We start from the raw sequence: 21,027 nt of genomic DNA on the forward strand, positions 1-21,027 counted from the left end.
GGCGACACTGGTTCGAGCGTAAACTCGCAGGCCAGAGGGCACTTTCGGGATCTTCTGACGCCTGACAGACGAGGCCATTCTCGGACAGGTTCAGACGCCTTTGTTCCCCGTATGTTCCCCGAAAGGCGACACTGGGAGGACACAAGATGGGTCGGGCAACCAGTAGCGCCCGTCGCGGCTTCGGCCGGATCGAGCGGCGCGAGTCCGGCCGCTACCGCGCGGCGTACACCGGCCCCGACGGGAACCTCTACCGCGCTCCGGTCACCTTCGACGCCAAGGACGACGCCGTCGCGTGGCTGGCCGCTCGGCGCGCCGAGATCCAGATGGAGGTCTGGGCTCCCGACGCGGCAGCTCGCGGTGCCTCCCGCGCTTCGGTCCCGCTCCTGCGCGACTACGGCGACCTGTGGCTCGAAGGCCGCAAGACCCGCGGCCGCGAACTACGACCAACCACGCGCCAGCAATACCGGATGCTTCTCGACACCTACATCTACCCGACCTTCGGCGACGAGCGGCTCGACCGGATCACCGCCGAGGACGTCACCAAGTGGTACGACGCCCTCGCGCCCGGCAAGGAGACGGTCCGTGCGCAGGCCTACAGCCTGCTGCGGACGGTGCTCGGCTCGGCTGCCTCGGAGCGGCCCAAGCCGTTGATCCCGTACAACCCGGCGCACATCCGCGGCGCCGGCAACGTCAAGCGCGCCCATCAGGTCCGGCCGGCAACGCTCGACGAGCTGGCGACCATCGTCCAGGAGCTGCCCGACCGCTACCAGCTGATGGCGCTGCTCGTGGCCTGGTGCGCCATGCGGTTCGGCGAGCTCGCCGAGCTGCGCCGAGGCGACATCGACCTGCGCAACAACCGGGTCAATATCCGACGCGCGGTCGTCCGGGCCGGCGGCAAGTTCATCGTCGGCTCACCGAAGTCCGATGCGGGCGTCCGCGACGTCGCCATCCCGCCGCACCTGATCCCCGTCGTGAAGGCGCACCTCAAGGATCATGTCGCCTCGGGGAAGGACGCGCTCCTCTTCCCGGCCGCCGCCGACGGCAACGCCCACATGGCGCCGTCGACGCTCTACAAGGTCTACTACCCGGCCCGGAAGAAGGCCGGCCGCCCCGACCTCCGCTGGCACGACCTCCGTCACACCGGCGCTGTCCTCGCTGCCCAGACGGGCGCGACTCTCGCCGAGCTGATGGGTCGCCTCGGCCACTCGACTCCGGGCGCCGCAATGCGCTATCAGCACGCAGCTGCCGACCGCGACGCCGAGATCGCGCGGCGACTCTCGGCCTTGGTGTCGGAGCCGAGTGGCACGGTGACCGAGTGAGCACGTGGACCGCCGAGTTCTACGAGGACGCCGATGGCCGGCGTCCCGTTGAGGTCTGGATGGGTGATCTCGGCGAGGTCGAGTTCGAAGCGTTAGCGACTGCGATCGAGGAGATCCTCGAGAAGGACGGCATCGCACTTGCCAGCACGCCCTGGTTGAAGGCCCTCGGCGAAGGTCTCCACGAGTTCCGCGTCAGGCATGACGCAGCGACCATCAAGGCGCTTTACGCCGACTCGGGCGCCAGCAAGCCGGCGAAGCCCGCAAAGATCCTGCTCCGGCTGTTCGTGCACTTCCACGGCCAGAAGGTCATCCTCCTGCTCCACGGCTACGACAAGGGCAGCGACGACAGCCCACGCCGCCAGAACAAGGAGATCGAGGAGGCGCGCAAACGACTCCGCGCCTGGCGGCTCGCGCAGACGAGTAAGTCGAAGAAGCAGCCGCGGAACAAGTCACGGAGGAGACGCTGACTCAAGCATTGTTCGTATGGGTTATCACCCATACAATGTTGGACGAGAGGAGTGACCATGGCCAAGAAGTTCTCCGAGTACGCGCGGGAGCGCCGTGCCGACCAGAGTGCCGAAGGGCGCGAGGCCGAGCGCGTCTTCCGTGCTGCCTACGCCTTCGGCCGCGTGATCTACTCCGCTCGCAAGGCTCGCAACCTACGCCAGTCAGATCTCGCCGAGCTCAGTGGCGTCGCCCAGGCCGACATCAGCCGGATCGAGCGCGGCATGATCGCGCCGACGGTCCCGACGCTCATCAAGCTCGCTGACGCACTGGGCGCGCAGATCCAGTTCGTGCTGCCCCCGGGCGAGGGCAGTTCCGTCGACGCAGTGGAGCACAGCGAGATCTTCGCTCTCAGCGTCGGCGCATAGTCCAGGCAATCCAAGCGCGCTCCCCGCGGTTCCTGTGGCACTCTCGGCCCATGATTCAGGCAGACATCAAGCGCTCCAAGCGTCTGTCGCTCGTCCTCCGTCATCGACCCGATTCGATCGGCCTGACGCTTGACGACAGTGGCTGGGTCGACATTGACCGCCTGCTCTCGGCTCTCTCCGAGCATGGGACGCACATGAGTCACGACGACCTCCTCCGAGTCGTCGCGACCAACGACAAGCAACGCTTCGAACTCGACGCTCCGTCTCAGCGAATCCGCGCCCGGCAGGGACATTCGGTAGATGTCGAGCTCGGCCTGGAGCCCGTCCCCCCGCCGGCCGTCCTGTATCACGGCACTCCGCGGCGCAACCTCGACTCGATCCTGGCGACCGGACTCGACCGACGGAAGCGACACCACGTTCACCTATCGGGCGACATCGAGACCGCACGGCGCGTCGGCGCCCGTCGCGGCGACGAGATCGTCCTAGCCGTGGACGCCTCCGGCATGGCTACCGCAGGGCTGCTTTTCTGGCGAACCGACAACGGCGTGTGGCTGACCGAACGCGTTCCCACTCAGTTCTTGACACCGCTCGATCGGACGCGCGGAGATGAGTGACAACTGGATCCGGATCATCCCGACCACGCCGACGTGGGCGCCCCAGATCCCGAACGCGGAGACTGCTACGGCGTATGTCCGAAGCCTATTCACCGGACCCACCGCCTCCGCCGACGACGTGACTCACTCGATTCATGCCGGGGTCGCATTCATCGACTCGGGAGTCAACACGTCTTCTGTTACGTGCTCTGCCTGCGGAAAGGTCACGGACGTGGCCTGGGTTTTCGACATCATCGACGAGCGCGCAGAAGACCTAAGCCAACTCGACGCAGCGATGCCGTGCTGCGGCGCAAGCGCCAACCTCAACGACCTCAACTACGACTGGCCCATGGCCTTCGCGCGATTTGAGATCGAAGTCATGAACGGAACCCGTGACGGCTACGAACTCGACGTGACCGAACTCGACCACGTCGGATCGCTGCTTGGCCATTCCGTTCGGCAAGTGCTCCAGCACATCTGACCCGCGTTGTTGGCTGCGGATCAGTCGTCGGCATCATCGGAGGTGGCCTCGACCTCCATCAGGTGCTTCGCTCTCTCGCTCGGCCGCAGGCGTATGAGCATCCCGGGCGGCCGGATGTGGTTCGGAGCCCGAGGCGGAGGTTTCGTCTGCTCAGGTAGCGCGCTCCGGATGATCGGATGCCATGCCCGGCGTATCGGGCCGGGCAGATCGAGGTCGGCCCAGATGTCGACGAGGAGCGCGCCATCAATGTAGTCGAGCATGTCCGTTGGCCCGCCCTCACGCAGTACGAGCTCATAGGCGCGGGCGCGATCTGTGCGGTCATCGAGGTGGTACATCTGATGCCGCGCCGGCCAGTCGTGGTGTGCTCCAGGTAGCAGGACCGTGGCGAACGCTCGCTCCGGAGCCAGCCGCCACAGCTGATGGGCGAGCCAGAACGGGTGCAGCCCGTACTGGCCCGGCACCTCCACGAACTCCACACTGGGCCGGACCTCGAGCCGGTGGTGCGCTGCCTCGATGATCCGCTCGGCCACGGCCAACGAGGGCGACTTGATCCCGCGCTCGTACGCCGACAGCGTCGGCTGCGACGTACCAGCGAGCTTGGCGAGGGCGTCCTGGGTCAGCCCGGCCGCTCGGCGGGCGTACACGAGCAGAGAGTGCCCCGACACTCTTCGAGCATATCTGACCGGATCTGAACCTGGAACGATCGCAATTTCGGGGTCTGACCAGCCCGAACGCGGACAGCGGCCGACGTCAGCGGTCGTTCGGGTGCGGCGTGTCCCGGTCAAATCTGGACAGGCCTGCACACCTACCTCTTGACAGGGGTCTGCCCTGAGACAGGAGGAGCGACGATGAGCGTCGCGAAATGCCTCGGCCTCGACGAGGTCGACGGCCCGGCGATGGCGGCTGCGGCAGTGGCGTGGCAGCGCTGGTGCCATCAGGATCCAGAACTGGCGGTCGTGGACGACCTGCTCGACCTTCCGGGCTGGACGCGCCGGGCCACCACTGCAGCCAAGGACGCACTGCTGGCGCACCTGCACCGGCAGGCCGTAGACGACGCCGAAGCGGCGACCGTCCTGGCGTGGCTCCTGCTGCCTGGCGCGACGCGGCTGGCCGACCAACTTCGGGACCTCTCGCCGGACATCGACGCGCTGGCCGCTGGCGAGCTGTGGCTACTGATCCGAACCCGGCCAGCGGAGCGATGCGTAGCAGCGACCGTCCTGCGGAACGTACGACGCGCTCTGCTGGCCGAGCTGGGCCACTCCGATGCAGCGCAGCGGATCGATCGCACCTGGGCGAACACCACGTTGTGCGACAACGCGGAGGATCTCGACCTCCTCGCGGGTGTCCCCGAGCTGCATGCTGACGCGGTCTTCGAGGCGAGCCTGCTCGTGGTGTCTGCAATCCTGGGCGGTCTGGTGACGCTGGGCGATGCGTCGCTCCTGCAGCGACTTGCTGAGGCTGCCGATGAGCGGTCCGCTCCTGGGCGGCGCGGTCGTGCCGGGCTGACGTCGCCGTCTGTAGTCGAATGCGTCGCGCGCTACCGGCCCGAGTCCGTGCGATCGATCCGGCGTCGCGCGTCAATGCTCATGGACCGGCTCCGCCGGTACGCCGCGGACGAACGCCTCGTCGAGGAACTTCGCGCGTTCGTCGCCGCCCACGCGGTGCCGCCGATGAGCCTCGACGAGGTCCTCGAGGAGTACCTGTGGCAGCACATCGAGGAGTACGTCGCAGAGAGCCACCGCGAGCTCGACGAGTCCGCATGATCAAACCGGTCTGCCCCGAACTACCGAGGATCGCGCGGGTCCGCAGTTCCTACGGCAGCCACCGTGGCCGCCGCGGCTTAGACCTTGTTGGTCCTCCGGGCCAGAAGTCATCGGTCCACTCGATGAGCGGATCAGCACGGTCGGCCCATCGCCAGAGCCGAGTACCGCACGCTGGGCACTCGAACAGGGCCTGACAGGTGCGCTTCCCGTCTTCGGCACGTTCCGTAAGCAGCAGAGCGTTGGAGGCCGGCGCCCCGCCACACTTCGGGCAGGTCGGAGACTCCGTCGCGTCTGGCATGCCAGGCAGCCTAGGCCAGCTCAGTCAGCGACGACGCGCAATGGGAGCGTCCGGACGGGAGCGCACAAGGGATACTTCGGCCATGGAACTGAACGCCGAACGCGCTGCCGCGGCACTGGCGAACGCGATTGGCGAAGACTTCGACGTTGAGGCCCTCAGGGTCAGATCGGTCGGAAGCGGCGTGCTGTGGTCGGGATCGGTCGTGGATTCCGACGAGATGCCTCTGCCTGGCGGGAGCTGGTTGATCGGTCCCGATGGCCGGACATATCCGGTCTCTTCGAATCCGGGGATCCACGACGCAGAGCTAGCCATTGAACTGCTCGAAGCTGCCTATCGGGACGGACTCGCTTCACGGCTCGATGCTGGAAAGTTCAGCGAGCGCCTGTCGCAGATAACGCAGCGGAGGGCAGCCGAGGTCAAAGAGTTTGTCGACGACGTCCGCGGCGGATCCCTTCGTGCCTCGGGGCCCCGATCCCTGCCGTAGGTCGACCGCCATCCAACGATCCCGCCACGATCGGCAGTCCAATGCGAGACTGCGCCCATGGCGGCCGACACCGAGCTCGACGATCGATGGATTCTCGGTATGCGCGACGTCATTGTCGAGTCCGTCGAGCGGGAAGAGTTCCGAATCCTGATCGTCCTCGCCGACGGCAGGACGCTGACAATCGAGGGAGCTGCGACTCTCGGAACACTCGAAACACCTAAACAGCGGACGGACGTCTGGGACGCCCAAGAAGGTGAGGAAGATGCCCTCGCGCATCTCGTGGGCCAGAGGGTGCTGTCCGCAGTGGTGTTCAAGACCGGGGCCCTCCGCGTCGTCGTGAGTTCCGGCACTTGCCTACGCGTTCCCGCAGACGATCACTACGAGCCGTGGCAGCTCTCAGGTGTCGACGGCTCGATGCTTATCTCGTTGCCGGGCGGCGGCGTCGCCAAGTTCCCCGGCCCGGATTAGCCAAGTCGCTGGCCCACCACGTGCGATGAGGCGGACCGGCACTCTGAGCACGTTCGCGGTGCTCCCGTCGCTCACATACCGATGCCGGGCGCTGTGCTCGAGGGTGCCGGTCGACTTTGCTCCAGGCCGACAGGGTCGGGGCGACTGCGCGGCGGCGCCACCATCTTGCGGATCCGGTAGCGCAGCGCCGCCGTCGAGAGCTCGGACGGGAACGGCCGGCGAGCCGCTCTCGCCAACAGCTGCTCGGGATCGCGGCCCTGGCGCTTGAGCCGATCCAGCTCGCGGGCGAGGTCGAGCGTCTGCTCGTCGGCCCGGCCGATGTACGCGACTATCCGCTTCTCCCACACGTGGACGGCTTCGTCGTACCTGCCGTTAATGGTGCGGATCAGGCTGCGGTGATGCCACGCTGCTCGATCGTCAGTGGGCGCCGGACCGGCCATGGTGCGTTCGTCGGGCGCAATGCCCTGCGCCGCCCTCCACACGGCGAGATCCGAGCGGAGTTCCGTGGTGAGGACGTCGTCGTACTGGCCGAGCCAGGCCGGCAGCGTCTGATCTGCTCGGCCTCGGACCTCGCCGGCCAGGTCCTCGACGAGTCGCGCTCGGGCGGACAGATACGGACCCCATCGCGGATGCTCGGCCACCTCAGTCGGAATGCTCGAGAGCCACGGGAGCGGGCCGGATTGGACAGCCTGGTCGTCGTCTGCCCCAAGGACCACGTGAGTGGCGTACGCCAGGACGTCGGCATACCGCGTTGCTGCGTCTTGGAGGCGCGCTTCCGGCGTCGCGGCCTGCTGCCGAGTCGACGTCGCCGACACAGCTGCACCGTCACGGGCGAGAACCCGCTTGAGGACCACGGTGGCTGTCAACTGGTCGGTGACGCCGGGCAGCTCGAACTCGCGGTCGTCGCTCAGGTCGTCGGCGATGACGTGGACGTGGTTCTCGGCGCAACCGCGGGTCAGCATCGTGTAGAGCAGTTGCCGAGTCTCCTCGCCGGTCACGACGCCGTGCATGACGTCGGCCGTCAGGCCCTGGGCGGTGTGGACGGTGGATGCGTAGCCGAGCTCGACGTGGGCGGCGACGTACTCAGCAGGCAGCACCGTCGTCAGGCCGCAGCCTCGGTGGCGCACGGTGAGGTGGCCATTCCTGATGTCGGTGACGGTCCAGCGGTCGCCGTTCTTGACCCAGTCGGTGCTGCTCACGCCGAGTCTGCGGTCGTTGCGGCGGCTGAGTACAACGTCTCCGACCGACGCGTTCGTGCCGTCCCGTAGTCGCACTTCCAATGCGGGAGCGGCATCGCCGAGTCGTGCTGATCGTGCGCGTTCGTTGAGTTCCCGAACGAGCTCGTGGGTTGGCGCGAGCATCAGGCAGTCGCGGCCCGCGTTCTGCTCACGTTGCCAGGCGTCGAAGACCTCATCGAGGACGGTCTCCTGGTCGCCGACGTGAATGCGCTCGTGGTCGAGGTAGTAGGCGAGCGACTTGCGGTCGCCGTCCCGCAGCGCGAGCGATGCCTCCGCCTCGATCGGGTCGTCGAACCGGACGACTTCGTCGAGGCGTACGGCGCCGTGGGTGCCGGCGATGTCGCGGAGCACTCCTCCAGCGCCGATCGCGGCGAGCTGGTGGTCGTCGCCAATCAGCCGAACAACAGCGCCGCGCTCGGTCGCGAACCTGATGACCCGGTCGAGTGTGAGGGTGTCGGCGATGCCGGCCTCGTCGATGACGAGCAACGTGCCCTGACCAACCGCTGCCACGAGTGGCGAGTTGGGCTGCGTGTCGAGGTCGTGGATCAGCTTGGCGAGGGTCTCGCAACGCATGCTGGTGGCGTCGCCGAGCGCGGCCGCGGCGGCGGCCGACGGGGCGAACCCGAGTACGTCTGCGCCTGCTTCGGTCCACACGCCGGCGAGTACCCGCATCGCCGTCGTCTTTCCGGCTCCCGCTGGCGCGAGGGCAAGCCGCACCCGCCGTCCGCTGGTCGCCATGTCACGCACGAGCTCTTCCTGGCCGGCGTTGAGTTCGATGCCGTCCAGCCGCGATGCCAGGACGCTCAGCTCGACATCATCGGTCGACCATGCCGCCGCATCCGTGCTCGCCGCCGCCGTGATGATGCGCGCCTCGGCGTCGAGGACGGTAATGGTGGTGAAGTGGTCGCGACCGGTGTGCCGGTACACGCTCGTCCCGTCCGACCGGCACAGGCCGACAGGTTCGCCGATCGGGTCGCGGTCAGGCGTGAGGTTGACGGACAGCTCCGTGACCTCGTCGACGACCCAACCGACGGCCGCTGCGATGCGATCGGCGGGGATCCCGGCGTCACGGATCTGGCGATGAACCTCGGCGTGCACGTGCCAGGACTGCCAGGTCGCCCGATGCGCTTCGAGCTCGCCGAGTACCCGCTCGGCCATCTCCCGCACCCACGACGTTGAGACGTTCGACGTGGTCGGCGACGCGGTCCGATGAAGCGCTGACTGCAGCATCCGGTCGACAGTCTCGGCGGACCCGAGCATCTCGTCGGCCTGAGTCCGCCAGGTCGCGCGCTGCTCGGCGAGGGACCGCGGCTCGTGCTTGGCCTCGCGCGTCTCCAGGTTCGCCTGCTGGGCGAGCGCAACCGACTCGACCGGTGTCGGTGGCCGACCATGGGCCGCGCGGAACTCACGTGCAAGCGCCCGCTGCCGCGCGACGATGTCGGCTCGACGGCTCGACCACGCTTCGCAGAGCGCTTGGTCGAAGCCGACGATCTCGCGGATGGGTCGCTTCTCCCGATCGAGGCCGGGCCGCTCGCCGAACTGCACCCCGAGGACTTCGACGAGGTGCCGCTCAAGGGCGGTGTTGTAGGTCTCCGACGCGGCGACCACGTGCTGATGCAGTACCCGCCCGTAGATCGACAACCACTTGCCCTGCCTGGTCTGCACCTTGTTCGCGACCGCCACGTGCGTGTGGAGGTCAGGGTCGCCGGCGCGGGAGTCGCGGTGAGTGAAGCCGGCGGCGATGAGTCCGCGTGTCTCGACCTGCCGGGCGCCGTCTTTGCCCTCCCGGGTGAACAGCGCCTGCCGCTCGATGAAGGCCACGGCGTCCGCGACCGCGGCGTGATGCGCCAGCTCGACCTTCGCCGCGACTTCGCGGGGCGCGACCGCCCACAACGCCGAGACCGACTTCACCGGGCTGAACGTCAGGTCGAACCCAGCCACCGCGGTCTGCCGCGGCCGCGAGTACCGCTTCAACGCCGCCGACAACTCCTGCGCCGAAGCTGGCTCACGACCCTGCTCGGCGACGAAGAACTCGCGAGCGGCGTTCGTGCGTGCCGCGGCTCGCTCGGCCGAAGTCGGCTTGCGCGAGTCCGCGAGAAGCTCGTCGACTCTGGCGCTGAACGCGTCGACCGTCTCGTTGGCGTAGACCTTGTACGCCGCACCGAGCGGCCGGCCGGCGACGGGATCGCAGCCGCTGCCGAACAGGTGCTTCATCTGCTCGGCCGTCACGATGTCGCCGGGCTCCAAGCCATCGATTCCGGTCAGCCCGGAGCCGACCCACCGTCCCGGCGACTCGCCCTTCGCCGAGTAGTAGTCGGCGAGCGGAATGCTGCCCTTCTCCGTCGAGTCGAGCGCCGCGACCTGCCGCGTCAGGTACTCATACCCCGACCCGGCCGACAGTTTCTGCAGCGTCATCGTCACACCCCTCAAGGCCGCGGGCAGCGCCCGAGTGGCCAGAGGGATACCTGGATGGAAGAGGTGTGTCCTGAAGGAGGGGAAAGGAAGGTGGGGAGATCAGATGTAGGGGGAGAGTGATGAGTGGTCGGGGGTGCGGGGCGAGGAGGCAGTAGGGACGACGGTGAGCTAGGAAGCGGGAGCGGCGAATAGGGTGCAGGCGTGTCCTCACCAGAGATCCCGTCCTTCCGGTATCACCCGGACCCGGTCGGCACAGGGAGCATCGTCCCCAGCGGGGACGAGTGCGACGCGTGCGGCGACCGGAGAGGCCTGCTCTACACCGGGCCCGTCTACAGCGTCGAAGAGCTTGAGGGAATCTGTCCGTGGTGCATCGCCGACGGCCGCGCCGCCACTCAGTTCGAAGCTAGCTTCACGGACGTGGAGCCCGTGCCGACCGGCGTGCCGTCGGCGGTGATTGACGAGATCCTCCATCGCACTCCGGGTTTCGCTGGGTGGCAGCAGGAGCAGTGGCTTTTCCACTGCGGTGACGGTGCCGAGTTCGTGGGTCGCGTTGGCTTCGCAGAACTTCGCCACCACCCCGACGCTCTCCAGATGCTGGCGTCCGACGGCAACCCACCGGAGTTGATCGAGGCCCTTGCGGTCGACGGAGACGCCACCGGGTACCTCTTCCGCTGCCGTTCTTGCGGGCAGCACTTGGCGTACGCCGATTACCTGTGAGGATCGTCTCGACGGCGATCGCCGTGGCGCCTGGCCATCTCCACATCCGCAACCGGCTTCATTGCATCCCAGCGCTCTTCTTCAGTGAGTCGCATCTCGGCCGGAAGGCCCTTCTCGGGAAGGCGTCGGACCCGCGAAGCCGGACGCATCTCACCCTCGAGGAACTCTATGGCGGCCAGCAGGACTGCGGGCGTGACGCCGCTCGGACCGTTCGGCCACACACGGGCTGCGGTGCCCGAATGGTGCAGCGCGCCAGCTCGTTCGCCGATGTCCGCGGCCTCGTCGGCGGTCAATGCCATTGCCCGGCGCGCGAGTTCCTGCTCGCCGAAGCGCCAGAGCTCGCGGGCGATCGACACCTGCGGCATCGTGATCACGAACCGACTCATCCGACGGCCCTCAGATGCTTTCGATTAGTTGGAGCAACTCGGACCCGTCCGTAACTACGACTGCTTCGTCCGTGAGCTCGGATGGCAACTCTGCTCGTTGCCGTTCATCGGTCAGGGCGGTTGGCCCGTCAGGCAGCAGGATGGTCCAGTTCGCCGCCGCAGCTGCGCGGACGAGGAGATCCCACGTCGCGGTCCCGCCGGCGTGATTGACCATCATGTGGTCGTCGCTGAGGTAGACGTCGGCACCGCCGTCCTCGACCTCGATCCGCAGGAAGGAATGCGACGGCTCGGACTCCGTCACGTGGGCCGCGAGCATCGCCCGGACGGCGTCGCCTCCACCGGATGCGGCATCGCCGCCCGTGAAGCCCTGGAAGAAGACGTCGTACGACACGGCCAAGAGAATCTCATGCCGAGAACTCTGAGCGCGCGTCAGCAGCAATGCGACTGAGTTGCTCGCCAGGGTCGATGGTGAGGTCGGCTGTCGCGCGCCAACCGTCGTTGCCCCAGTCTGCACGGTGGCATCGCAATGTCACTCGCAGTTGGACGTGGCCGTGGGTGTGGCGTGCCTGCATTGTGAGGTCGTCCTCGAGCGAGGTCCACGCGCGCTCTCCCTCCCAACCACGCCAATCCCGCTCAAGGGAATCGAGGAACGTTGACACCTCGGTCACTCCGGCTGCGAACGCTTGAACAACGGGTCGCGTTGCCGACAGTCCTGAAACCTCGAGCTCGGCGAGCACGGTCTCAGCGTCCTGACGCGTCAGGCGAAGGTATTCGCTCTCAGTACCGATGTGGACCACCGTGCAAGCGTATGGGCGCTCCTCGCTCCGACAGAATGCAGTCATGGAGACGGTGACCCTGTGGCGGCCGACGGGGCCCGAAGAGCTCGCGCTCGTCGAGGCGTCGGGCTGGCGTGAGTGGCCCCCGCGACTCCCAGACCAGCCGATCTTCTACCCCGTGCTCAACGAGGACTACGCGACGAAGATCGCGCGCGACTGGAACGTCAAGGCAAGCGGCGTTGGCTACGTGACGCGGTTTGACGTCGACAAGGCCTTCCTCGATCGGTACGACGTCCAGCAGGCGGGCGGCCAGACGATCCTTGAGTACTGGATCCCCGCCGAGGATCTCGACGAGTTCAACCGACACATCGTCGGCTTGATCGAAGTTGTCGCCGAGTACCGCTGAGCTGAGGGCCACCTCGCACGACTGCTACATCGAGAGGGCCGCGAGTGCGGCCGGCGACGCACTGTCAGGGTCATCGACGACGAAATCAGCCGCGATGCACTCGAGGGTCTCGTCGTGGAACGTATAGATGAAGTGCCGCAAGCGCGCATGCCATCCGCCGTGGTGGTACTCGTGGACGGAGTTCTCGGTCTCGCGCTGCGCGATCCACGCTGAGTTGATGACTTCCTGGAAGGCGTAGAACTGGAGGCCGCGACCCCACAGGCGGTGCCCGCTGAGCGCCTCGTCGTTGCTGCCGCCGAAGAGCACCGAGTCGACGTTGCGGAAGGTCAGGAGGCAACGCTCACCGTCTTGCCGGTCGTAGGCGACCGATGTTCCTTCAGCCCCCGCGACCAGCACTGGGCTTGGCGCGCCTACGTCGCACTGGGGCGGACCGGCCACCGGTACGACGAGCTCCTGCGGAGCAACCTGAGCTGCGACTGCTGCCCAAGCATCGGCCAGCTGCCTCTCGAGGTTCTCGTCACGGCTCCACGGACTGGCATGTTGGTGCTGCCAGTAGAGCGATCGCACCTCGGCCAACGCGGCCAACGCGTCGCTCAGATTGTGGTCGAGTGTCACGGACCGACCGTATCGAGGCCACGGGCTCTCGCGCCGGTGATCGCGTGGCCACTCGGCAGAACCGCGCGGCCTTGAGGGACAGGAGCGGACGAACGGCGTCCGCCACGACCTCGGAGCCCGCCATGCCTGCCACCCCCACCCGACGCCTCGTCACGCTCGCCGACGCCGCCGACGCGCTTGCCGTGTCGACGCGGACCGTCCGGCGCTACATCGCCGACGGCCAGCTCGAAGCCGTACGCCTCGGCCGCAAGACGCTGCGGATCAAGGCCGAGTCCGTCGAGCGGTTCATCGACGCGAAGCCCGTCGGCAACTGGCGCTGACGTCAGAGCGAGCCGGACTCCGGCCATTTGCTCCAATGCGTGTTCGGCGGTTCTGTCGGCTGGTAACGGCCGGAGTCTGCTGTGACCAGGACTTGAGCGAGCTGCCGGTAGACCTCCGATGCACTGGGCGGAGTCTCGAACAGTTCGGGCTGATGCCACTCGTCGAGTTGCAGCAGCTTCGGCAGATCCGCGGGGATCCTTCGACGTACCTCCGTCTCCGTTGCGAGGAGCACGTCGCGATGCTCGGGAACGAGCGTCCGGAAGACGTCGATGAGGTCGGTTCCGGGAGCAGCGTCGACGGGCAGATCCTGGTCGCGCACTCGGATCGTCGGTATCCCAGCGAAGACCTCTGGCTCGTCGCGGTCTTCGACGTCGTCCATGTTCTCGATCCGGCCGAGGAAGTCCTCGTTCTCGAACCCTGGTCCTCCGGATGTGAGGCAGTTACCGAAGTAGTGGAGGACGTCGTACACGTTCATGCCACGCGGGGTGTAGCCCAACGCCTCGACGACGAGGGCCCAGCGAGCGCCGTCGCCGAAGGCGTGGAGCCGACAGTCCATCGCGTAGTAGTAGCCGTGGTTCAGGTCAGGGAACTTGAAGTCGGCGTTCGCGGAGTCCAACTGAGCGAGGACCTCGTCGGCGCTGATCACGCGAGCAGCCTGCCAGATGCGAGCACGCCAGGTGATTCATGCAGCCCCGAAAACAAGGACAGGGAGCGGCCAAACTTGGCCGCTCCCTGTTCCCCGTATGTTCCCGATTTCAGATCTGGATCCGAAAACCCTGCTCTGACCTGCGGAAACGTGGTGGGCGATACTGGGTTTGAACCAGTGACCTCTTCCGTGTCAAGGAAGCGCGCTACCGCTGCGCCAATCGCCCCTGTGGAGTTGTTACGTGGAGGTGGGTACGGGATTTGAACCCGTGTACACGGATTTGCAGTCCGTTGCCTCGCCTCTCGGCCAACCCACCGCGAAGGCCCGACCTACTGACCTGGTCAGCCAGTGGGTCTGACCTCTCCGAGCGGACGACGAGGCTCGAACTCGCGACCTCAACCTTGGCAAGGTTGCGCTCTACCAACTGAGCTACGTCCGCATCACACTTCCTCGCCGGCCTTTCGGCCCGCTTGGCGGTGCGGTTGAGAACATTAGCGGATCCGGGGAACGGCGCCAAAACGGGGGGTCCCCTTGGGCATGTCGTGGGGTCCCAGAGGGCCTCCGGCGGGCGTGGTTCCACCCCTAGGGTGGGGGCATGCGCGCGTGGATCAACGGCCAGCTGCTGACCGACCCGAAGGCCCCGGCGGTGCCGGTGACCGACCACGGGCTGACCGTCGGGGATGCGGTGTTCGAGGCCGTGAAGGTCGTCGGGGGAGAGCCGTTCGCGCTGCAGCGCCACCTCGACCGGCTCGAGCGGTCGGCGGAGGGCCTGGGCCTCGTCGGTTTCGACCTCGCCGACGTACGACGAGGGGTCGCTGCCGTCCTGGAGGGTGACCCGCTGCCCCTGGGTCGGCTCCGCATCACCGTCACAGGCGGCAACGCGCCGCTGGGCAGCGGGCGGGGCAACGACCCGCTGACGGTGATCGTCGTCGCCAGCCCCATGGAGCCGGCGCCGGAGACCACCGCGGTGATCACCGTGCCGTGGCCGCGCAACGAGCGCGGCGCGCTGGCCGGGTTGAAGACGACGTCCTACGGGGAGAACGTGGTGGCGCTGGCCCGGGCGCAGGCGGCGGGTGCGAGCGAGGCGGTGTTCGCGAACCTCGCCGGCCACCTGTGCGAGGGCACCGGCACCAACGTCTTCTACGTGGTCGACGGCCAGGTGCGTACCCCGACGCTGGCGAGCGGCTGCCTGGCCGGGGTGACCCGGGCGCTGCTGATCGAGTGGTTCGGTGCGACCGAGGTCGACGAGCCGATCGAGGTCGCGGCCGGCGCGGACGAGGTCTTCCTGGTCTCGACCACCCGCGACGTGCAGGGCGTGCACCGGTGGGACGACCGCGAGCTCGCGGCGCCGGGCCCAGTCACCCGCGCCGCCGCGCAGGCGTGGCGGGACAACGAGGCGTCCCTCATCGGGTTCGATCGCTGACGACGACCAGGTCGACCCCGTCACCGATCCGGTAGGGGTTGGTCGCGAGCAGGGCGCCGAGCGCCTTGCGCATCCGGGAGACCTCGGCGCGCACCGTCACCTGGTGCTCCCCGTCGCCGTACAGGCGGTGGCTGAGCGCGCCGGCAGTCAGGCCGCCGCGGCCGGCCTCGGCCAGGGCGGCGAGCACCTCCGCGTGCCGCGGTGACAGCGCGACCCGCCACGGCGCCTCCGCGCCGTGGACCTCGAGGGTCGCGGGAGTCGCGGTGAGGTCGAGGGTCGCCAGCAGCACCGTCTCGGCGGTCGACGGCCGGATCAACCAGCCGCCGCGGAGCCGCTCGGGCAGGCACAGCCCGAGCCCGGGGACGGCGAGCGCGCGGTCCGGGCGCGGCGCCTCGACCCGGTCCCGCACGGCCACGCCCTGATGGGCGGCGACCCAGCCGTGGTCGTCGACGACCAGCAGCGGGCCGTTGGCGCCCGACAGCAACGGCTCCGCCGTCCGCCGCAGCTGCTCGAGGCGCTCCTCGTGGTGTCGCCACAGGCGCGCCTCGGCGAGGCGGACGGACGCGGTCACCAGGGCCTCGATAGCGGGGTGCAGCGTGAGGGCGGGTCCGCTGACATCGACGATGCCGAGCAGTGAGCCGTCGATCGGGTCGTGGATGGGGGAGGCGGTGCAGTACCAGGGCACCTGGGCGTTCTCGAAGTGCTCGGCCGAGAACAGCTGGACCGGCGCGCCCTCCGCGAGCGCGGTGCCGATCGCGTTCGTGCCGACGGCCTCCTCGGCCCAGTGGGCGCCCTCGGCGAAGCCCAGCCCGTCGGCCTGCCGCTTCACCCGCGGCGACCCGCTGCGCCACAGCACGATGCCGTCGGCGTCGGCGACCACCACGAGGTAGTTCGACGCGTCGGCCGCGCTCAGCAGCAGCTCGCGGATCTCGTCGATCACCAGCCCCAGCCGCGACTGGCGCCGACGCTCGTCGACGTCCGCGGGAGGCAGCGGGTCGCGCCCGTTGCGGCCGTCGGGGTCGATCCCGAGGTCCAGCACCCGGGTCCACGACCTCGCCACGACCGCGCGTGGACGCTCCGGCGGCGCGGAGCCGGAGAGCACCGCGTCGTGGATCCGGACCAGCGCGCGGGCCCGCATCGCGAGGTCGTGCGTGGCCATGCCCCTCACCCTAGGTCCGGGATGTGACGAGGACCACACGCAACATCGTGCAACGGTTCCGACCGGGCGGCAGCGCGGCGTCTCATTCTGGGCATGACCCAGCTCGACGAACGGCCCGCCGCGGCGGCCGCCACGACCGACACCGCCGACCCGGCCAGCGCCTGGCTCGCGACCTTCGAGGACGCCCTCACCGCCCGCGACGTGTCCCGGGCAGCCGGCCTCTTCGCCGCGACCAGCTTCTGGCGCGACCTGGTCTCCTTCACCTGGAACATCACGACCGTCGAGAACCCCGACGGCGTCGCGGACCTCCTCGGCGCCAACCTCGACCGCGTGGACCCGTCCGGCTTCCGGCTCAGCGAGCCGGCCACCACCGAGGACGGGGTCACGACCGCATGGTTCGAGTTCGAGACCGCCGTGGGCCGCGGCCGCGGCCTGGCCCGCATCATCGACGAGGACGGGCCGAAGGCGTGGACCTTCCTCACCACCATGCACGAGCTCAAGGGCCACGAGGAGCCCCGCGGCGTACGACGCCCCATGGGTGCCGAGCACGGCGCGAACAAGAGCCGGGTGACCTGGCTCGAGAAGCGGCAGGCCGAGGACGCCACGCTCGGGGCGGAGGCGCAGCCCTACGTGCTGGTGGTCGGCGGCGGACAGGGCGGCATCGCACTCGGTGCCCGGCTGCGCCAGCTCGGCGTCCCGTCCCTCGTCATCGACAAGCACCCCCGGCCCGGCGACCAGTGGCGCAAGCGCTACAAGTCGCTGTGCCTGCACGACCCGGTCTGGTACGACCACCTGCCCTACCTGAAGTTCCCCGACAACTGGCCGGTGTTCGCGCCCAAGGACAAGGTCGGCGACTGGCTCGAGTTCTACACCCGGGTCATGGAGGTGCCGTACTGGTCGAGCACGGTCGCCACGAAGGCGTCCTACGACGAGGCGACGGGGGAGTGGACCGTCGAGGTCGAGCGCGAGGGGATGCCGCTGGTCCTGCGCCCGACCCACCTGGTCCTGGCCACCGGGATGTCCGGCAAGCCCAACATCCCCGACATCCCCGGGATGGACGTCTTCCGTGGCGAGCAGCACCACTCCTCGCAACACCCCGGCCCGGACGCCTACGCCGGCAAGAAGGTCGTCGTCATCGGCAGCAACAACTCCGCCTTCGACATCTGCGGGGCGCTGTGGGAGCACGACGCCGACGTCACCATGGTCCAGCGGTCCTCGACGCACATCGTCAAGAGCGACACCCTGATGGACATCGGGCTCGGCGACCTCTACTCCGAGCGTGCCCTCGCGGCCGGGGTGACCACCGAGAAGGCGGACCTCATCTTCGCCTCGCTGCCGTACCGGATCATGCACGAGTTCCAGAAGCCGCTCTACGACCAGATGCGCGAGCGCGACCGGGACTTCTACGACCGGATGGAGGCCGCCGGCTTCGACCTCGACTGGGGCGACGACGGGTCCGGGCTGTTCATGAAGTACCTCCGGCGCGGGTCGGGCTACTACATCGACGTCGGTGCCGCCGAGCTGGTGGCCGACGGCGAGGTGAAGCTCGCCAAGGGCCAGGTCGACCACCTGACCGAGACCTCCGTCGTGCTCGCCGACGGCACCGAGCTCGAGGCCGACCTCGTCGTCTACGCGACCGGCTACGGGTCGATGAACGGCTGGGCGGCGGATTTGATCAGCCAGGAGGTCGCCGACCGGGTCGGCAAGGTCTGGGGGCTGGGCTCCGACACCACCAAGGACCCCGGTCCGTGGGAGGGCGAGCAGCGCAACATGTGGAAGCCCACCCAGCAGGAGAACCTCTGGTTCCACGGCGGCAACCTTCACCAGTCACGCCACTACTCGCTCTACCTGGCGCTGCAGCTGAAGGCCCGCCACGTCGGCATCGACACCCCGGTCTACCGCCTGCAGGAGGTGCACCACCTCGGGTGACCCCTCCCGATGTGAACGCCGCCGCGACATGCGTTAGAGTCTCCGATCGCGGTCCCCCAAGGGGCCGGGTCCGGGCGATTGGCGCAGTGGTAGCGCGCTTCGTTCACACCGAAGAGGTCACTGGTTCGAACCCAGTATCGCCCACCGAGACATGCGAGAGCCGCGCCACAGGGCGCGGCTCTCGTCGTTTCCTCCGCCGTCGCCGTCGCCGCACGCTCCGCCGCTAGGCTCCGCAGGCAACCCGACGAGCACCGGAGGTGACCATGGCGCGGTGGCGAGGACGCCGCACGAAGCAGGGCAGGAAGAAGCGCGACCACTGCGACAGCGCCTGCGACGCCGCCGAGTGCGGCGACTGCAGCCCCTTCCTGGTCAGCCTCGTCGTCGCCTCGGTCGCGGGCTACCGGTCCACCCCGCCCGTCGCGGACGGGTCCCGGCTGTCGCGGTCCCTGCTCCGGCTGGTCCGCTCCTACCAGCTCAACGTCTCCGCCCTCCGCCCGGCGGTCTGCAACCTCACGCCGACCTGCTCGAACTACGCCGCGGCTGCGATCCGTGCGCGCGGCGTGGCCGCGCTGCCCGACGTACGACGGCGCCTGCGCCGCTGCGGCGACGCCGCTCGCGGCTGACCGGAGGTCCCGCGGCGGGAATCGGCTGCGTGCGGCGCGCCGGCGGCCGATACGATCGACGTTGCGCCCGGACCGGGCGTGCCACCCCTGCCGAAGGAGTTCCTCCGTGTCCGACATCAAGGTCGTCGTCATCACCCCTGATGCACGTCAGGAGTCGACGGTGACGGAGGGCACGAAGGCCTGGGAGCTGTTCAGGGACGACGCCGACGTCATCGCCGCGCGCGTCGGCGGCCAGCTCAAGGACCTGTCCTACGCGCTGGCCGACGGCGACGAGGTCGAGGGCGTGGCCATCGGCAGCCCGGACGGCCTCGACATCCTGCGCCACTCGACCGCGCACGTGCTGGCCCAGGCCGTGCAGCAGCTCTTCCCCGAGGCCAGGCTCGGCATCGGCCCGCCGATCCAGGACGGCTTCTACTACGACTTCGACGTCCCGGTGCCCTTCGTGCCCGAGGACCTCGCCAGGCTCGAGTCCGCGATGCGCAAGATCATCAAGGAGAACCAGCGCTTCGAGCGTCGGGTCACCACCGACGAGGACGCGCTGGTCGAGCTCGCCGACGAGCCGTACAAGGTCGAGCTGATCGGCCTCAAGGGCAACGCGGGTGAGGCCGCCGAGGGTGCCTCGGCCGAGGTCGGCGCCGGCGAGCTCACGATCTACGACAACATCAACCGCAAGGGCGAGGTCGCCTGGAAGGACCTCTGCCGCGGTCCCCACCTGCCGACCACCAAGCGGATCCCCGCCTTCAAGCTGATGCGCAGTGCCGCGGCGTACTGGCGCGGCGACGAGAAGAACAAGCAGCTCCAGCGCATCTACGGCACCGCGTGGCCGAGCAAGGAGGAGCTGGACGCGCACCTGCACCGCATCGAGGAGGCCGAGCGGCGCGACCACCGCAAGCTCGGCCGTGAGCTCGACCTGTTCTCGTTCCCGGACGAGATCGGCTCCGGCCTGCCGGTCTTCCACCCCAAGGGTGGCGTGATCAAGCGGGAGATGGAGGACTACGTCCGCCGCCGCCACATCGAGGAGGGCTTCTCCTACGTCGGCACCCCGCACATCACCAAGGACGGCCTGTTCCACACCTCGGGCCACCTGCCGTACTACGCCGACACGATGTTCCCGCCGATGGAGTTCGAGGGCACGAACTACCAGCTCAAGGCGATGAACTGCCCGATGCACAACCTGATCTTCAGCAGCCGCGGCCGCTCGTACCGCGAGCTCCCGCTGCGGCTGTTCGAGTTCGGGAGCGTCTACCGCTACGAGAAGTCCGGCGTCATCCACGGCCTCACCCGGGTCCGCGGCTTCGCCCAGGACGACTCGCACTCCTACTGCACCCCCGAGCAGGCCCCGGCCGAGGTCAAGCACCTGCTCGGCTTCATGCTCGGCGTGCTCAAGGACTTCGGCCTCGACGACTTCTACCTCGAGCTGTCGACCCGCGACGACGCCAAGCCGGACAAGTTCGTCGGCTCCGACGAGGACTGGGCGACCGCCACCAAGGTGCTCGAGGACGTCGCGGCGGAGACCGGCCTCGACCTCGTGCCCGACCCCGGCGGCGCCGCGTTCTACGGCCCCAAGATCTCCGTGCAGGCCAAGGACGCGATCGGCCGCACCTGGCAGATGGGCACCGTCCAGTACGACTTCAACCAGCCGGCACGCTTCGGCCTGGAGTACACCGCGCCCGACGGCTCCAAGCAGCAGCCGGTGATGATCCACTCCGCGAAGTTCGGCTCCATCGAGCGCTTCCTCGGCGTGCTCGTCGAGCACTACGCCGGTGCCTTCCCTCCGTGGCTGGCCCCGGTCCAGGTGCAGGGCATCCCCGTGGCCGACGCCTTCACCGACTACCTCTACGAGGTGGCCGGCCAGCTCAGGGCGCGCGGAATCCGGGTCGAGGTCGACGAGTCCGACGACCGCTTCCAGAAGAAGATCCGCAACGCCCAGCTGCAGAAGATCCCGTTCATGCTCATCGCCGGTGGCGAGGACGTGGAGAAGGGCGCAGTCAGCTTCCGCTACCGCGACGGCCGCCAGGAGAACGGCGTGCCGGTGGCCGAGGCGATCGAGCGCATCGTCGCGGCGGTCGAGTCGCGCGAGCAGGTCTGAGGCGCG

The 21,027-nt window shown here is 68.4% G+C and carries 23 protein-coding genes and 4 tRNA genes; 16 read left to right on the plus strand and 11 right to left on the minus strand.

Features of this window, described 5'->3' with window-relative positions; translation table 11 throughout:
• Positions 1-146: 146 nt before the first annotated feature.
• From NOCJ54_RS0112030 to NOCJ54_RS0112050, 5 genes are read left to right on the plus strand one after another with little or no spacing between them, the layout of a single operon-like run.
• A complete protein-coding gene (locus tag NOCJ54_RS0112030; protein ID WP_028655697.1) occupies positions 147-1,319 on the plus strand; it encodes a tyrosine-type recombinase/integrase in 1,173 nt (390 codons plus the stop codon).
• The gene (locus NOCJ54_RS25440) at positions 1,316-1,786 is read left to right on the plus strand and encodes a hypothetical protein (RefSeq protein WP_036517708.1); all 471 of its coding nucleotides are present in this window, start codon (positions 1,316-1,318) and stop codon (positions 1,784-1,786) included. The genes NOCJ54_RS0112030 and NOCJ54_RS25440 overlap by 4 nt, the downstream gene beginning before the upstream one ends.
• A 57-nt stretch (positions 1,787-1,843) precedes the next feature.
• The gene (locus tag NOCJ54_RS28265; RefSeq protein WP_051485782.1) at positions 1,844-2,191 is read left to right on the plus strand and encodes a helix-turn-helix domain-containing protein; all 348 of its coding nucleotides are present in this window, start codon (positions 1,844-1,846) and stop codon (positions 2,189-2,191) included.
• A gap of 50 nt (positions 2,192-2,241) precedes the next feature.
• Entirely contained in the window at positions 2,242-2,805 is a 564-nt protein-coding gene (locus NOCJ54_RS0112045) for an RNA 2'-phosphotransferase (protein WP_028655698.1), read from the plus strand.
• Positions 2,798-3,265: a hypothetical protein gene (locus NOCJ54_RS0112050; RefSeq protein WP_028655699.1), complete on the plus strand. Its 468-nt coding sequence runs from the start codon at positions 2,798-2,800 to the stop codon at positions 3,263-3,265. The genes NOCJ54_RS0112045 and NOCJ54_RS0112050 overlap by 8 nt, the downstream gene beginning before the upstream one ends.
• A 20-nt stretch (positions 3,266-3,285) precedes the next feature.
• Here the strand turns inward: NOCJ54_RS0112050 and NOCJ54_RS25450 are convergent, their stop codons facing one another.
• Positions 3,286-3,909: a helix-turn-helix domain-containing protein gene (locus NOCJ54_RS25450; protein ID WP_198020197.1), complete on the minus strand. Its 624-nt coding sequence runs from the start codon at positions 3,907-3,909 to the stop codon at positions 3,286-3,288.
• A 204-nt stretch (positions 3,910-4,113) separates the two neighbouring features.
• Here NOCJ54_RS25450 and NOCJ54_RS0112060 point away from each other — a divergent pair, with 204 nt between their 5' ends.
• The 3 genes from NOCJ54_RS0112060 to NOCJ54_RS28270 all read left to right on the plus strand — a co-directional run bounded on the left by NOCJ54_RS0112060 (position 4,114) and on the right by NOCJ54_RS28270 (position 6,278).
• The gene (locus tag NOCJ54_RS0112060; protein WP_028655700.1) at positions 4,114-5,028 is read left to right on the plus strand and encodes a hypothetical protein; all 915 of its coding nucleotides are present in this window, start codon (positions 4,114-4,116) and stop codon (positions 5,026-5,028) included.
• A 380-nt stretch (positions 5,029-5,408) separates the two neighbouring features.
• Positions 5,409-5,810, plus strand: a complete 402-nt coding sequence (locus NOCJ54_RS29455; RefSeq protein WP_157514884.1) for a hypothetical protein — start codon at positions 5,409-5,411, stop codon at positions 5,808-5,810.
• 57 nt (positions 5,811-5,867) lie between these two features.
• Positions 5,868-6,278: a DUF6188 family protein gene (locus tag NOCJ54_RS28270; RefSeq protein WP_051485784.1), complete on the plus strand. Its 411-nt coding sequence runs from the start codon at positions 5,868-5,870 to the stop codon at positions 6,276-6,278.
• Between the two features lie 71 nt (positions 6,279-6,349).
• On the opposite strand, the gene mobF is transcribed toward NOCJ54_RS28270, so the two are convergent.
• Positions 6,350-9,931, minus strand: a complete 3,582-nt coding sequence (gene mobF / locus NOCJ54_RS25460; RefSeq protein WP_157514885.1) for a MobF family relaxase — start codon at positions 9,929-9,931, stop codon at positions 6,350-6,352.
• A gap of 201 nt (positions 9,932-10,132) precedes the next feature.
• Here mobF and NOCJ54_RS0112075 point away from each other — a divergent pair, with 201 nt between their 5' ends.
• Complete coding sequence (locus NOCJ54_RS0112075; RefSeq protein ID WP_028655701.1) at positions 10,133-10,648, plus strand: CbrC family protein; 516 nt, start codon at positions 10,133-10,135, stop codon at positions 10,646-10,648.
• On the opposite strand, the gene NOCJ54_RS0112080 is transcribed toward NOCJ54_RS0112075, so the two are convergent.
• Genes NOCJ54_RS0112080 through NOCJ54_RS28990 form a run of 3 tightly spaced genes read right to left on the minus strand, consistent with a single transcriptional unit; the run spans position 10,639 to position 11,831 of the window.
• Positions 10,639-11,022, minus strand: coding sequence for a hypothetical protein (locus NOCJ54_RS0112080; protein ID WP_028655702.1), 384 nt, complete (start codon positions 11,020-11,022; stop codon positions 10,639-10,641). The genes NOCJ54_RS0112075 and NOCJ54_RS0112080 overlap by 10 nt on opposite strands.
• A gap of 22 nt (positions 11,023-11,044) precedes the next feature.
• Positions 11,045-11,425, minus strand: a complete 381-nt coding sequence (locus tag NOCJ54_RS0112085; protein WP_028655703.1) for a hypothetical protein — start codon at positions 11,423-11,425, stop codon at positions 11,045-11,047.
• Between the two features lie 13 nt (positions 11,426-11,438).
• Positions 11,439-11,831, minus strand: a complete 393-nt coding sequence (locus tag NOCJ54_RS28990; protein ID WP_198020198.1) for a DUF6228 family protein — start codon at positions 11,829-11,831, stop codon at positions 11,439-11,441.
• A 43-nt stretch (positions 11,832-11,874) separates the two neighbouring features.
• Here NOCJ54_RS28990 and NOCJ54_RS0112090 point away from each other — a divergent pair, with 43 nt between their 5' ends.
• Positions 11,875-12,216, plus strand: coding sequence for a hypothetical protein (locus tag NOCJ54_RS0112090; protein ID WP_028655704.1), 342 nt, complete (start codon positions 11,875-11,877; stop codon positions 12,214-12,216).
• 24 nt (positions 12,217-12,240) lie between these two features.
• On the opposite strand, the gene NOCJ54_RS28275 is transcribed toward NOCJ54_RS0112090, so the two are convergent.
• Positions 12,241-12,831, minus strand: coding sequence for a hypothetical protein (locus NOCJ54_RS28275; protein WP_051485786.1), 591 nt, complete (start codon positions 12,829-12,831; stop codon positions 12,241-12,243).
• Positions 12,832-12,953: 122 nt separating this feature from the next.
• On the opposite strand from NOCJ54_RS28275, the gene NOCJ54_RS0112100 reads away from it, so the two are divergent.
• On the plus strand, positions 12,954-13,151 hold the full coding sequence (locus tag NOCJ54_RS0112100; RefSeq protein ID WP_028655705.1) for a helix-turn-helix domain-containing protein: 198 nt from the start codon (positions 12,954-12,956) through the stop codon (positions 13,149-13,151).
• Positions 13,152-13,153: 2 nt separating this feature from the next.
• Here the strand turns inward: NOCJ54_RS0112100 and NOCJ54_RS0112105 are convergent, their stop codons facing one another.
• From NOCJ54_RS0112105 to NOCJ54_RS0112120, 4 genes are all read right to left on the minus strand, one after another.
• Positions 13,154-13,798, minus strand: coding sequence for a DUF7003 family protein (locus NOCJ54_RS0112105; protein WP_198020199.1), 645 nt, complete (start codon positions 13,796-13,798; stop codon positions 13,154-13,156).
• A 151-nt stretch (positions 13,799-13,949) separates the two neighbouring features.
• Positions 13,950-14,024 (minus strand) — tRNA-Val (locus tag NOCJ54_RS0112110).
• 16 nt (positions 14,025-14,040) lie between these two features.
• Positions 14,041-14,114: transfer RNA gene (locus NOCJ54_RS0112115), tRNA-Cys, on the minus strand.
• A gap of 50 nt (positions 14,115-14,164) precedes the next feature.
• Positions 14,165-14,237, minus strand: a tRNA-Gly gene (locus NOCJ54_RS0112120).
• Positions 14,238-14,393: 156 nt separating this feature from the next.
• Here NOCJ54_RS0112120 and NOCJ54_RS0112125 point away from each other — a divergent pair.
• A complete protein-coding gene (locus NOCJ54_RS0112125; RefSeq protein WP_028655707.1) occupies positions 14,394-15,221 on the plus strand; it encodes an aminotransferase class IV in 828 nt (275 codons plus the stop codon).
• Here the strand turns inward: NOCJ54_RS0112125 and NOCJ54_RS25470 are convergent.
• Entirely contained in the window at positions 15,202-16,380 is a 1,179-nt protein-coding gene (locus tag NOCJ54_RS25470) for a GAF domain-containing protein (protein ID WP_036517710.1), read from the minus strand. The two genes, NOCJ54_RS0112125 and NOCJ54_RS25470, sit on opposite strands and share 20 nt — an antisense overlap.
• 93 nt (positions 16,381-16,473) lie before the next feature.
• Here NOCJ54_RS25470 and NOCJ54_RS0112135 point away from each other — a divergent pair, with 93 nt between their 5' ends.
• The 4 genes from NOCJ54_RS0112135 to thrS all read left to right on the plus strand — a co-directional run bounded on the left by NOCJ54_RS0112135 (position 16,474) and on the right by thrS (position 21,021).
• Positions 16,474-18,309, plus strand: a complete 1,836-nt coding sequence (locus NOCJ54_RS0112135) for a flavin-containing monooxygenase (RefSeq protein WP_028655708.1) — start codon at positions 16,474-16,476, stop codon at positions 18,307-18,309.
• A 72-nt stretch (positions 18,310-18,381) separates the two neighbouring features.
• Positions 18,382-18,453: transfer RNA gene (locus tag NOCJ54_RS0112140), tRNA-Val, on the plus strand.
• 119 nt (positions 18,454-18,572) lie between these two features.
• Positions 18,573-18,932 (plus strand): membrane protein insertion efficiency factor YidD, encoded by a 360-nt coding sequence (yidD, locus tag NOCJ54_RS25475; RefSeq protein WP_232221768.1) that lies wholly within the window; start codon positions 18,573-18,575, stop codon positions 18,930-18,932.
• 106 nt (positions 18,933-19,038) lie between these two features.
• Entirely contained in the window at positions 19,039-21,021 is a 1,983-nt protein-coding gene (gene thrS, locus NOCJ54_RS0112150; RefSeq protein WP_028655709.1) for a threonine--tRNA ligase, read from the plus strand.
• Positions 21,022-21,027: the final 6 nt, after the last annotated feature.

This window comes from Nocardioides sp. J54, from assembly GCF_000519005.1.
Classification (GTDB): Bacteria; Actinomycetota; Actinomycetes; order Propionibacteriales; family Nocardioidaceae; genus Nocardioides.